At 66.2% G+C, this 12,844-nt stretch carries 9 protein-coding genes; 7 read left to right on the top strand and 2 right to left on the bottom strand.

Annotation, left to right across the window (positions count from 1 at the left end):
• From VJ976_RS01025 to VJ976_RS01035, 3 genes are all read left to right on the top strand, one after another.
• On the top strand, window positions 1-685 hold a 685-nt coding region (locus tag VJ976_RS01025; protein ID WP_324098041.1), incomplete at its 5' end, for a ribonuclease J.
• 20 nt (window positions 686-705) lie between these two features.
• Entirely contained in the window at window positions 706-1,458 is a 753-nt protein-coding gene (locus VJ976_RS01030) for an HpcH/HpaI aldolase family protein (RefSeq protein ID WP_324098043.1), read from the top strand.
• A 25-nt stretch (window positions 1,459-1,483) separates the two neighbouring features.
• A complete protein-coding gene (locus VJ976_RS01035) occupies window positions 1,484-2,662 on the top strand; it encodes a hypothetical protein (protein WP_324098045.1) in 1,179 nt (392 codons plus the stop codon).
• Here the strand turns inward: VJ976_RS01035 and VJ976_RS01040 are convergent.
• Window positions 2,630-2,914, bottom strand: a complete 285-nt coding sequence (locus VJ976_RS01040; protein ID WP_324098047.1) for a hypothetical protein — start codon at window positions 2,912-2,914, stop codon at window positions 2,630-2,632. The two genes, VJ976_RS01035 and VJ976_RS01040, sit on opposite strands and share 33 nt — an antisense overlap.
• Window positions 2,915-3,501: 587 nt before the next feature.
• On the opposite strand from VJ976_RS01040, the gene VJ976_RS01045 reads away from it, so the two are divergent.
• The 3 genes from VJ976_RS01045 (at window position 3,502) to VJ976_RS01055 (ending at window position 8,730) form a co-directional block, all read left to right on the top strand.
• The gene (locus VJ976_RS01045) at window positions 3,502-6,750 is read left to right on the top strand and encodes a bifunctional cytochrome P450/NADPH--P450 reductase (RefSeq protein ID WP_324098049.1); all 3,249 of its coding nucleotides are present in this window, start codon (window positions 3,502-3,504) and stop codon (window positions 6,748-6,750) included.
• Between the two features lie 21 nt (window positions 6,751-6,771).
• Complete coding sequence (locus VJ976_RS01050) at window positions 6,772-7,446, top strand: GAP family protein (RefSeq protein WP_324098051.1); 675 nt, start codon at window positions 6,772-6,774, stop codon at window positions 7,444-7,446.
• A 666-nt stretch (window positions 7,447-8,112) separates the two neighbouring features.
• Window positions 8,113-8,730: a dihydrofolate reductase family protein gene (locus tag VJ976_RS01055; protein WP_324098053.1), complete on the top strand. Its 618-nt coding sequence runs from the start codon at window positions 8,113-8,115 to the stop codon at window positions 8,728-8,730.
• A gap of 350 nt (window positions 8,731-9,080) precedes the next feature.
• Here the strand turns inward: VJ976_RS01055 and VJ976_RS01060 are convergent, their stop codons facing one another.
• Entirely contained in the window at window positions 9,081-11,213 is a 2,133-nt protein-coding gene (locus VJ976_RS01060; protein ID WP_324098055.1) for a DEAD/DEAH box helicase, read from the bottom strand.
• A 427-nt stretch (window positions 11,214-11,640) separates the two neighbouring features.
• Between VJ976_RS01060 and VJ976_RS01065 the strand changes: the two genes are divergently transcribed.
• On the top strand, window positions 11,641-12,813 hold the full coding sequence (locus VJ976_RS01065) for an FAD/NAD(P)-binding oxidoreductase (RefSeq protein ID WP_324098057.1): 1,173 nt from the start codon (window positions 11,641-11,643) through the stop codon (window positions 12,811-12,813).
• Window positions 12,814-12,844 lie beyond the last annotated feature (31 nt).

Consider the following 12,844-nt stretch of genomic DNA (forward strand, 5'->3'; position numbering starts at 1 on the left):
CACCGTGCTGATGGCCTCCTCGCTGATCCCCGGCAACGAGAACGCGGTGTACAGGGTGATCAACGGCCTGACCAGGCTCGGCGCCAACGTAGTGCACAAGGGCAACGCGATGGTGCACGTCTCGGGGCACGCGAGCGCGGGGGAGCTGCTCTACTGCTACAACATCGTGCGCCCGAAGAACGTGATGCCGGTGCACGGGGAATGGCGGCACCTGCAGGCCAACGCCGACCTCGCGGTGGCCACGGGCGTCCCCCGCGAACGCGTGGTGCTGGCCGAGGACGGCGTCGTGGTGGACCTGGTCGACGGAGTGGCGCGCGTGGTCGGAGCGGTCGACTGCGGGGATGTGTACGTCGACGGTTCGTCGGTGGGCGGCACCACCGAGACGCTGCTGAAGGACCGGCGCATCCTGCGCGACGAAGGCTTCGTCACCATCATCGTGGTGCGCGACTCCTCGACGGGCAAGATCGCCGCGGGGCCGGAGATCCAGACGCGCGGCTTCGCCGAGGAGGAGCAGATCTTCGACAAGGTGCTCCCGCAGCTGAGTGAGGCGCTGGAGAAGGCGCGAAAGAACGGGGTGAGCGACACCCAACAGCTGCAGCAGGTCATCCGCCGCACCGTCGGCTCGTTCGTCGGCGGCAAGCTGCGGCGCCGGCCGATGATCATCCCGATCGTCATCGACTCCTGACCGACGAAGGAGACCTGCCCATGGTCGGCGATCCCGTTCAGGATTCGCGAGCGACGCTCCAGGCGTCGGCCGAGGGGATGGGCGATGGCCTGCGGCGTGGGCTCTGGGTTACCTTCCTCGACCCCTACGGCCTCGAGGTCGCCGCCGGCTGCGGCGCCGACTGGCTCGGGGTCGACCTACAGCACGGCACCGTGGAGATGCCTGAGCTGCCCGGGCTGCTCCGCGTCGCCGAGGCCGCCCGGCTGCCCATGCTGGCCCGCGTGGGGTCGCATGACTCCTTGGCCCTGGGTCGGGTCCTGGACACGGGAGTGAGCGGTGTCATCATCCCGATGGTGGACTCGGCCGACCAGGCCCGTGCTTTGGTCGCGGCGTGCCGCACGCCTCCCGACGGCACACGCAGCACCGGGGCCTGTCGAGCGGCGCTGGGGCTGTCCCAGGCATCCGAGGTGCCCTTGGTCTTTCTGATGATCGAGACCGCCGCCGGTCTGCAGCGTGCCGCCGACATCCTCGCCGTTCCCGGGGCCGACGGCGTCTTCTTCGGGCCCTATGACTTCTCCATCTCGGCCGGTCATCCGGGGCCGGGCTCGCCTGGGACCATCGAGGCCCTTCGGCACGTCATCAGCCTCGCCCGGGCTGCCGGCAAGCTCGCCGGCTTCATGGCCGGCCAACCCGAGCTCCTCGCCGTCGCGCCCGAAGCAGACCTCGTCGCCGTGGACACCGACGTCTCGGCTCTTCGCCTCGGGCTTGCGCGAGTATTCGAGCCGGACACATAGAGTGAGACGCAGACACGAGCGATAGATGGGAAGGGACGTGCACGCGGCACCGGACTTGAGCTTCTTGATCCCTCCTACCAGCGAGAACAGATGGACCGACCTGCTAGCAACTTTCATCGCTACCGACCCTGAGCCGATTTCAGAACTTGTCGAACGCGAAGTTGACGGGGTCGAACGGGAAGTGCTGGTGCGCTCGAACGTGAAGCGACGGCGGGGCGTAGCGGTGCGTCGAGCTGACCGACTCGATCTCTTACTCCGGCACAGCGGCCAACAGGTCGCCGCTGTTGAGGCAAAGCTGCTCGCGCCCTTGGGCCCCAAGCAGCTGGAACGCTATGAGGAGTCTTTTCCTGGGGTGCCTGGTTTTGTGTTGCACCTGGATAGGTTCCCGATGGTCGGGGCCGAGCTAAGGGACTGGCAGTCCCTGACGTGGGAGACCGTCCTGAACGCCTACACCAGGAGCCGGGACGAATGGGTGGCCTTAACTGCGAACGTTTGGCGAGAACGTCTGGGACAGTTGGTCCCCGAAGTGAACGGATCTACTCGGTGGAACAAGGTGCCAGTAGACGTGGCAGGCTTCGAGGTCGCTCTTCGGGCACGCCTGGCCTGGCTCCACGAGCAGTTCAGCAGAGAGAACCACGGCCTCGAGCACGACTTGGTGGTTGCATCAAACGGCGGGTCGTGGATACTCCGCTTCTGGCTCCCGGACCGAGGCGAGGGGCAGTTCATCACGGCTGAACTGTCCGAGCGGCTACCGGCCCCTGCCTGGAAACTAGATGAGGGTCTTCCCTTTGCCGATAGAGTCCAAGGCCCGCAGTTTCTGGTTGGCCTGAGGCAAGAAGGGGTGAAGACCTCTGCGTCGTTCAACTGGGACCTGCTACGGCGCTTGTTCACCGACACGGTCTTCAAGGTCAACCCCGAGGCTTCCGGTCATAGGGCAGTCGATGTAGTTGATGGCCGCTGCTGGAGCCGCCGCTCCGCGGCCCCACGCAGCAACGTGGACCGAGACAACCATGTTGCGATGCAGAAGGACGGTGCGCCGCCATGGCTTGGTCAGGGGTATGGGATGGCCCAAGCCAAGGCGGGAGGTGCGTGCGTCTTCGGAGCTCGATTCACGATGTCACCCGGCGTGAGCCTGGATGAGGTGCACCAGGAAACCAACCGCACAGTCCAGCTACTCCGCGACATGGCGCGCGCCGCAGGGTGATGGCGGTTGTTGGCGTTCTTGTGCATCGTCGGGCGCCAGTAGCCAGACACCCTGGGCAGCCCCCACCAGCGCCCCACGGAGCACTGTGAAATGCGACGTCGGATAGACCTCGCGGGCCTCGATGGCAGTCCGGGCAAGGTTCAGATGTTGCACTGCGGCGATGAGTGACTGACGGGCAACCTCGTAAGGCGGGTGCCACCTCCAGATGTGGGCGTCGACCTCGAGGTCGCTGATCCCCAGCTCGTCGAACACCAGCGGGGAATGCTGTGCGTGCCCCTCGTCACACAGTGCAGACAACGGAGCTGCCACAGATCGACATCTGGGACGCTGGTGCAACTCCTCTGGTCGCAGGGTGTGCTTAGGTGCTGTCAAGGGAAGCACTACCCGATGGCCAAGATAGTCGATGACATCGTCGACGCCATGATAACTCCGTTCTAGGTGTCACAACGTGTTTACGTCAGGTTGCGACCTGTGATCGCCGACCGAAATCGTCGAGATGGCAAAACATGAGCATTCCTCAAAAGCGGAAACAAGGAGGGTCTTACAGGCTTAGCAGTCGGCTGTGCAATTGAGGAAAGACCGCCTCCAACCTACGAGGTAGACGTAGGTTTCACACGCGTGCCTAAATGTACCCGAATACCATCGCGTTGCAACGAAATCTGGGGATCAGATGACAGGTGGGTTGGTTATGGAATAGCATTGTGCGAGATCGACCAGTCTGAGAACCGGTCCAATAGAGGCCCTAGTCCTGTGGTAGCAAACTGGCCAACAAAAGTCACTCGGAGCGACGATCGTGTAACCAGTCACACGCCGGCAGCAGTGATCTCGAGGGAGACAAGATGTCTGACAGAGTTCCTTTTGATGAGATTCCCGGGCCGAAGGGCAAGCCGTTCATCGGCAACCTGCTCGATCTCGACATGGACAGTCCCATCGAGAGTCTGATGGGGATGGCCGAAGAGCACGGCTCCATCTTCAAAATCAGCGTGGCCGGGCAGACTCGGGTCTTCGTGTCCGACCCTGGGATGGTCGACCAGATCTGCGACGACTCGACATTTCACAAGAAGCTGGCCGCGGGAATTAAGCAGGCCAGCGAGAGCGCCTTCGGCAGTGGATTGTTCACGACCGCCAACGACGACCCCATCTGGCAGAAGGCCCACAACATCCTGATGGCGCCCTTCAGCCAGGCGTCCATGCGCACATACGTGCCTGCGATGGTCGATATCGCCGACCAGTTGATGACCAGATATTCGCGACTGAACGATGACGACAACGTCGTCCACGTGACCGACGATATGACGTCGGTCACGCTCGACACGATTGCGCTCTGTGGCTTCGGGTATCGGTTCAACAGCCTGCACCGCGAGACCCCGCACCCGTTCGTGGGGGCGATGGTGCGGGGTCTGAGCACCGCGCAGGACCGGACCAAGCGGCTTCCGGCCGCGAACCGGGTGCGTATCCGGGAGCAGCGCCGCATCGCCGACGATCAGGAGTATATGACGACCTTGGTGCAGGGGCTCATAGACCGGCGCCGTGCCGAGGGGGAGGACGCTGACAACGCCGACCTGCTAGGGATCATGCTCACCGGGGTCGACCCGCGCAGCGGCGAAGGTCTGCCCGACTACAACATCGTTGCCCAGTGCATCACCTTCCTCATCGCCGGGCACGAAACCACCAGCGGGCTGCTGTCCTTCGCCCTCTACTTCCTCATGAACAACCCGGAGTACTTCGAAAGAGCACGCGCCGAGGTCGACGAGGTGCTCGGCACAACCGCCTCGCCCACGTACGAGCAGGTTCACTCCCTGACCTACATCACGCAAGTCCTGGAGGAGGCCCTGCGGCTCTGGCCGACGGCGCCGGTGCTCAACCGGGCCCCCAACGAGGACACGCTGCTCGGAGGCAGGTACGAGATCCCGGCCGAGGCGCTCGTCACCACCTTGATCCCGATGCTGCACCGCAGCACTGAAACGTTCGGGGAGAACGCCGCCGAGTTCGACCCTGACCACATGTCGCCCGAGAACAAGGCCGAGCTGCCGCCCCATGCCTACAAGCCGTTCGGCACGGGTATGCGGGCGTGCATCGGCCGTCAGTTCGCGCTCCAGGAGGCGGCACTCATCCTCGGCATGTTCGTGCAGCGCTTCGACATCGAGGACGCCCTGGGCTACGAGCTGAAGCTCAAGACCGCACTGACGATCAAGCCCGACGGGTTCTATGCCCGTATCGTGCCCCGCGAGGGGTTCGAGCTGGACCGCACCGGGCCTAGCTCGGCGGCGCAAGGTTCTGAAGACACAGAAGCCACCGCGGTCTCGACGCTACCCGGCGTCGAGCAGCACGACACCCCGCTGCGGGTGCTGTTCGGGTCAAACCTCGGGACCGCGGAGGGGATCGCGACGAAACTTGCAGCGGAGGGCACCGAGCGCGGGTATGACGTCACGTTGGCATCGCTGGACGAGCACGCCCGGCAGCTCGATAGCGACGGAGCGACGCTGGTGGTGAGCTCGTCTTACAACGGTCTACCGCCGGAGAACGCTCGCGGATTCACCGAATGGCTGCAAGAAGCCGGCACCCCGGACGATGCCTTCGCGGGCGGGAGTTTCGCCGTGTTCGGCTGCGGCGACCGCGATTGGGCCGCGACATACCAGAAGGTGCCGACCTTGCTGGACGCCGAGCTCGAGGCCCACGGCGGCACCCGGGTGCACCCCCGGGGTGAGGGCAACGTGGGTGGTGACTTCGACGGCGAGTACCGTGCCTGGCACAAGGGGCTGTGGGAGGACCTGGCGGAAGCCCTGGAGCTGCCGCAGAGCGCCGCAACGGTCTCGGACAGCGGCCCCCGGTTGACCGTGACGGCGGTCAACCCGCAGGCGAGCAACCCGGTCATCGTGTCCTACGAGGCCGCCGCCGCCGTTGTGCGGGTCAACCGTGAGCTGGAGCGGGGGCACAACGGTCATCCGCTCGACCGCTCGGTGCGGCATCTGGAGGTCGCGCTGCCCGCTGGCATGACCTATAGCACCGGTGACCACCTCGGTATCGTGCCGCGCAACGACCTCGGTCTGATCCGGCGAGTCATGGCCCGCTTCACCCTCGACGCCGGGATGTATCTGACGATCGTGGAGAAGGAGGGCACCCAGACACATCTGCCCACCGACGAACCGGTGCCACTGCTCTCCATCCTCGGCACCAGTGTCGAGCTGCAGGACCTGGCGAGCCGGGAGAGCATCGAGAAGTTGACGGCATACACCAAGGACCCCCAAGAGCGGGCCGCCCTGGAGTCGCTGGTCGGGGATGACGAAGAGTCGTCCAAACGGTACCGAGAGCAGATCGTCAAGCCCTACCGGTCAGTGCTCGACCTGCTCGAGGAACACCCCTCGTGCGCGCTGCCGTTCGAGGAGTACCTCGACATGCTGCCTCCGATCCGCCCGCGCTACTACTCGATTTCGTCCTCTCCTAAAGTCGACGCCGAGGCGCCCGCCGTGACCGCGGCGGTGGTCCGGGCACCCAACCGGGGGCGCGACGGGGTCTTCGCTGGGGTGGCGTCCAACTATCTGGCCGCGGTGGCCCCGGGCAACTCGGTGTTCGCCTTCACTCGCACACCGACTATCGCCTTCCACCCACCTGCCGACCCGACCGTCCCGATGATGGTGGTTGGCGCGGGCACCGGGCTGGCCCCGTTCCGCGGCTTCCTGCAAGAGCGGGCTGCGCTGAAGGCGGAGGGCGCCGAGACCGGACCCTCGCTGGTGTTCTTCGGTTGCCGAGAGCCGAACGACGACATCTATGCCGACGAGCTCGAACAGTTTGAGCAGGACGGTGTCGCTACCGTCCACACGGTGTACTCCAGCCAGCCGATCGAGGATCGACGCTACGTTCAACACGAGATCACGCGCCGGGCAGACGAAGTGTGGGACCTCGTCGAGCAAGGCGGGTACATCTATGTATGCGGCAATGCCAACACCATGGCGCCCGGGGTACGCGCCGCGTTGATGGACATCCACCGCGAGCGCACGGGCGGCACCGGGCAGGACGCCGAGTCGTGGCTGAGCGACCTTCGGGAGCAAGACCGGTTCGTCGAGGACATCTGGGGCGGCAGTGGCTGAACGCCGAGCGGGAGCCAAGTCATGACCTCGCTGTGGGCGACGTTGCTGCCGATCATCATCGGCAGCGCGCTCGTCCCCGTCCAAATCTTGATCGCGATGCTCCTGCTCCGCTCGAACGCGGGCCGGCGCACGGCCGTGGGGTATGTCGGTGGCCTGACAGTGGTTCGGCTGCTGCAGGGCCTGATTTTTGGGCTCATCTTGTCCGGCGGTGGTTCAACATCCTCCGATGATCACACGACCCGCACATCGATTATCCTGCTGGTCCTGGCGATCCTGTTCTTGGTATCGGGCGCGCGGAGCCTGATGAAGCACCCGGACCCGGACGACCCACCGCCGAAGTGGCTGACGATGACCGAGACAGTAGGGCCAGTGGGGGCATTCGGCTTCGGGGTGCTCACTCTCGTCCTCGCACCGAAGTTCTGGGTGTTCACCCTGGGCGCGATCGCGGCCATCCAGGCAGCAACTCTCGACCGCCCGATCGCCATCGGGGTGTTCCTATTGTTCGTCCTGCTGGCCGAGGGGTTCCAACTTGCGGTGGTTGGCCTTGCCTTTGTTGCGCCGGCACAATCAGCCGCGGTGCTCAGCGTTGTCGGCGACTGGCTGAAGGCCAACAACCGGATCATCATGATCGTGGTCAGCCTGGTCTTCGGCACCTGGTTCCTGGCCAAATCACTCCAAGGATTCGGCGTCCTTTGAGCCTCATGAATGTCTCGGACACAGCTGGTGTCGCGCCGGCATGCGAATCCCCTGGAGGCTATCCACAGCGACGCGGTGGTTTCCCAGAAGCGATTGAGAGGTTCTGTACCGCGGCGGGGTGGCATGGCTAGTCGTGCCGTGAGCCTAAGGTCGCGATGATTCGGAGTGTCGGCCGCGCCGGCCCATTCAAGATGACCGGCCTCGTGCTGTGGGAGGTCCGATCCGGTGTGCTCCTCATCGGCGCGGCCCTGCGTGCCAGGGTGAGTTGAGACCAGCGGTTCATAGCAAGTCGGTCCTCGCAGGGCGAGATCTGGATCAATCACCATGAGTAGTACGACTCTTACCTCTTCGCCCTCCCGGGTCACCGATGATGGGGCGATGAACAGTTCCCATCCCCGTGCTGGCGGGCGTGCGGAGACTCAGTGCCAGGCGCCACAAAGAGCGCACATCGGATCACCGTCGTGTGGTTTCCCGACGGGGTGCTCCGACCAGGCCTCGGTCCGCATACCCCGCTTGCCGACAGACGCGTCGTCGCCAGTGGCGGGATCGTCACATCGGCGCATGACTCGTGTCGATGCATCCGCGCTCATCCGTGTTCGCGATCAGATTCGAAACCGCTCTGATGGTGGCATTACCCCGGTCATGTAGCGATGTCACAGTGCCCTTATGACGCGTATCACGGCTGACATCTCTATGTCGCTCGACGGTTTCGTTACCGGGCCAGACCCCGGCCCGAAAAACGGTCTGGGCAATGGTGGTGAGGCACTGCACATTTGGGCCTTCTCCGACGATCCAGACGACCGGCATATCGTGAGCGAGTCCACCGCCCGTTCCGGCGCGGTCGTTCTCGGGCGCCACCTCTTCGATATTGTTGACGGACCAGGCGGCTGGAACGACGACGTTGGCTACGGGGCCCAAGAGGTTGGCAAGCCCGCCTTCATCGTCGTCACGAGCTCGCCGCCGGCGTCGGTGCGGCTGTCTGACCTAGATTGGACGTTCATCACTACTGGTGTGCAGGACGCCATCACCTCGGCGCGGCGACGCGCCGAGGATGCATCCGGTGCCAGCGGCGTGGATCTCGATGTCGTCCTTATGGGCGGTGGGACCGTCATCGGATCTGCCTTTGCGGCTGGCCTGCTCGACGTGCTGACGGTCCACCTCGCGCCAGTCGTCCTCGGGTGCGGGACACCACTGTTCACCAGCGACACCCCGCGCACCGCGCTGAAGCAGCTCAGCCTGATCCAGACACCGAACGCCACCCACCTCACCTGCGCCGTCGGTTGAAGCGCACTGACCGTCAGGCTCAAACCGCGCGGACAGCGCTGTCCGATTGACGAACCCCGAGTGGCGACACCCCTCGCCGCCCTGCACGATTCCAGGCTCACCGATGGGCCCTTGCCGTAAGGCCCGTCCGGGTCGGTAGCCGGGACGGGGACGTCATGCGCCACGAGATCAGGCCTGTGCGGGCGTAGCCCCTTCTGGGCGGGAGGACGCACTCGCTTGTCGGCAGGAGCGACTTACGGTCGGCGACGAATGAGTATTGGTTCGGGCCGCTGAGTGACGTGGCGGTCAGGTCGGGTCGGGGTGCTCCTGCAGGTAGCGGTCAGCCGCGTCCTCGCGGATTTGCATCGGCGTCAGGAAGCTTGCCTGCTGATCCGCTCTTCCAACGCTCCCTCGAGAAGCGTCACGAGCGCCTCAATGTGTACGTCGGAGGAGTCGGAGATCTCCTGGTCGGCCCCGTCGAGCGCCCGAGCGGCCAGTCCCGCCTTATTGTCGATGAGCTCGGCGATCCTCGTGTCGAGGGTCTGAGCGGCGATGATTCGCCACGCAGTGACCGGCTCGTCCTGCCCTATGCGGTGGACGCGGTCGATGGCCTGGGTTTGCTCGGCGTGGGTCCATGACAGTTCCGCGAGCACCAGGTTCGAGGCGACCTGCAGGTTGATGCCGACGCCGGCCGCGGTCAAAGAGCACACGACGACCGCGACGTCCGGGTCGTTGGTGAACGCGTCAATGTGCTTCTGCCGGACCGATGCCGTCTGGTCGCCACGGATGGAGGCGTACCGGATGCCCCGCTTGGCCAAGGTCGCCTCGGCGGTGTCCATGACATCGATGTGCTTGGCGAAGAACACGACTTTACCGGCGCTGCGGGCGAGCTGCGCGGCGTAGTCGGCCGCGGGGCTAGCCTTCGCCTGGCCGATGCGCCGCATCATCGTGAACACGTTGTCCTCGGACTTCTTCGTCGTCTTGTTCGCCCGCTCCCACGCGGCCACCTGGCGAACGAGGACGTGGTCAACGCCCTCCACGACGCCGCCGGCGGTCCGCGCCTGCAGCACCCGCTCATAGCGAGCGAGGAGGCGACCGGCCAGGCTCTGCTCGGCGGCTCGAATGGATCGCCCGGCCTCGTCGTCGATCTCGACCGGGACGTCGCTCACGCGGCGGGAGGGCAGGTCGGTGGCCACGTCCACCTTGCGTCGTCGCACGATGCCGCGGTCGATGACGGCCGCGCGAGCGGCGGCGGAGAAACCACGGTCGGCCGGTGTCAGACCGAGCTCCTCCAGCGCCGCCATCAGCTCACCGACCGGCTTGGTCTCATCGACCCAGCCGAGGAACTGCCAGATCGCCGTGAAGTCCTCGATGTCGTTGACCAGCGGTGTGCCGGTGAGGGCCATGAGCAGCGGATTGGCGGTCCGCGTGCGGATGCGCTCGGAGAGCTGCAGGACATTGCGGGACCGCTGCGACTTCGGGTTCTTGATGTAGTGCGCCTCGTCGACCACCATCCCGCGCAGACCCAGTTCCCCGAGCCACCCCACGTGCCGGTCGAGCACCTCGTAGTTCACGATGATGATGTCCGCGAAGCCGTCGATCGTCTCCCCGTCGCCGTGGACCACCGTGGCGGGGTGTCTGGGCGTCCACAAGGTCGCCTCGCGTGCCCAGTTCATCTTCACCACGTTCGGCACGACCACCAGCAACGGGTAGGCGCCCGCCGCCTGCGCGGCGAGCAGCGCCTGTGCCGTCTTGCCCAGGCCGGGTTCGTCGGCGAGCAGGAACGTCCGGTGTCCCGCTGCCGCGGCAGCGACCAACCTGCCCTGGTGCGGCATGAGTTCCAGCCCCCCGGCCCCCCGGGTGGTGACCGGCTCCGGCAGGTCCTTGCACGACAGCTCGCCGCCGCCCTCGAAAGACTTCAGCAGCGGGTCGATGAGTTCCCAGCCGGCGAGGCGACGAGGCTTGACGGCGAGCTTAGCGGCGGCGGAGTAGTCGGGTTCGAGGAAGGGGTTGGCGAGGCGGCGAGACACCACCGACCGGGGCACCACCTGGCGCTGCTCGGCAGCCGTGGGCTCGGCCGGCTCACGCGTTCGGGCGGGCTCTTCGGGTACCTGCATGCCGGCCGCCCTCAGGAGCTCGCGGCGCAGCGACCGCGCGTGGTCGGAGATGGCGGCGTCGTCGGCGAGCAGCCCAAGCAGGGAGGTGTCGCGGGCCGCCGTCGTCGCGAGGATGGTGGCGATACCGTCGAGGCGCTTCAGCTCCTCGGCGCGCCGGGTCACCGACTGCGCCTCGTCCGCCTTCACGCGGGCCCGTTCCTCGCGCATGAGAAGCCCCACCACCTGGAACTTGGTCCGGATCGAGGGCAGCACGCGACCACGCTGCACCTCGGACTCGACCTCCCGGACGGTCCTGGCGAGCACGGGGATGATGCCGTCATTGTCCTGGCGGGGGCGCCCTCGGGTGCGCGTGCGTGCGCCGTTCTGGCGCTGGGCTCCTCGAGCCACGGACTCCTCCTCACACCGTTCGGTCATTCGTATGCGCGGGACCGACCCCCCGCGCCGCATGCGCTCAGGGACGCGATGGGCGTCCGACCAGCCTCAATCTGGAAACATCCCGGGTGCGAACTGGTCCAGCGGATCTCAGCGAGATCGACGCGTCGGGCACGTTCAGCGCGATAACAGCACCAGGATACCGCGTGCCGCGCCCTATCTGGGCTAGGGAGTGAGGCACCTCCTCGACCGCGCCGGTGTCTCGAGACACCTGTGAGGACGACGCCCGACTCTCACTGACCTCAGCAACGCAGGCAGCCATTCCATCGCCCGTGGGTGCCCGCAGCACCCGTCGACTACCGGCCAGCGCCTGATGAGTGCTCGCCTCGGTCATGAGTGACCCCGCCGCGCGCCGGGTCGACCAGTCGTTCACAGTGGGCGTGTGGACAGATACGAACTGATCGTTGTCGGCAGCGGACCGGGTGGGATCGGAGCGGCCACGGCATACCGAGACGCTCACGGCCCTGGAAGAGTCCTGGTGCTGACGGCCGACGCCGACCCGCCCTACATGCGGCCGCCGTTGTCCAAGGAGTCTCTCGCGCAGGCCGAGTCACCGTCCCGGACGCCGCTGGCGGACGACCTGAACCACATCGAGATCCGGCTCGACACCCGGGTGACCGGGCTCGATCTCACCGCGCGCACGCTCACTGCCGGTCACGAGACGGTGGGATTCGACCGGCTCGTCCTGGCCACCGGGGCTCGGCCGGTGGCGTTGCCGGGCCTAGGGGAGGGGGTGGAGCATCACGAGCTGCGGACTCTGGCCGACCTGCAGGGCCTGCACGGCGCTGTCAGCCATGCGCGCTCGGCGGTCGTCGTCGGTTCCGGGTTCATCGGGTGCGAAGCGGCGGCCTCGCTGACACGGCGTGGGCTCGATGTCACCGTGGTCACCCAGGAGGAGGCGCCGCAGCGGGAACGGCTGGGTCAGCACGTCGCGGAGGCGATCAGCCGGTGGTTGGTGGACGACGGGGTCACTCTGCGGACCGGGCTCGAGGTGGCCTCTGTTGAGGCGCCGCGTCACGTAAAGCTGTCCGACGGCACGACCCTCGACCCCGATGTGCTGCTGGTGGTCGTGGGGGCCGAGCCGTGGAACGACCTCGTCAAGGACGGCGGCCTCACCCTGGAGCAAGGACGCGTGCGGGTCGACCAGCAGCTCCGGGCGACCGAGGCTGATGTGTACGCGGCGGGTGACATCGCCCTGGCCGACCACCCCCTCGCGGGGCGGCCGGTGGCGGTGGAGCACTGGGGTGACGCCGAAGAGATGGGCCGCATCGCCGGGCGGAACGCAGCCGGGGCGGGCGAGGCATGGTCCGCCGTCCCCGGCTTCTGGAGTGAGATCGGAGGGCACACCGTGAAGTACGCCGCCTGGGGAGACGGCTACGAGCGGCTCGAGGTCGTCGAGCACGGCGATGGCTTCACGGTCTGGTACGCGGACAGCAACGACGTGCTGGTCGGAGTGCTGACCTACGGAGTCGACGAGGACTACGAGCGGGGAGGTGAGCTCGTCGCTCAGGGCGCGAGCCTCGCCGAGGCGCTCGGCGCCGAGGAGGAGTCGTGAGCGGGCTCATGCGACCCGGCATGTGCTGCCG

The sequence above is a fragment of the Ornithinimicrobium sp. genome (assembly GCF_035267225.1).
Classification (GTDB): Bacteria; Actinomycetota; Actinomycetes; order Actinomycetales; family Dermatophilaceae; genus Ornithinicoccus.

Coding starts and splice junctions, on each gene's coding strand:
- VJ976_RS01030 (WP_324098043.1), top strand. CDS start 706: ATGGTCGGCGATCCCGTTCAGGATTCGCGAGCGACGCTCCAGGCGTCG.
- VJ976_RS01035 (WP_324098045.1), top strand. CDS start 1,484: ATGGGAAGGGACGTGCACGCGGCACCGGACTTGAGCTTCTTGATCCCT.
- VJ976_RS01045 (WP_324098049.1), top strand. CDS start 3,502: ATGTCTGACAGAGTTCCTTTTGATGAGATTCCCGGGCCGAAGGGCAAG.
- VJ976_RS01050 (WP_324098051.1), top strand. CDS start 6,772: ATGACCTCGCTGTGGGCGACGTTGCTGCCGATCATCATCGGCAGCGCG.
- VJ976_RS01055 (WP_324098053.1), top strand. CDS start 8,113: ATGACGCGTATCACGGCTGACATCTCTATGTCGCTCGACGGTTTCGTT.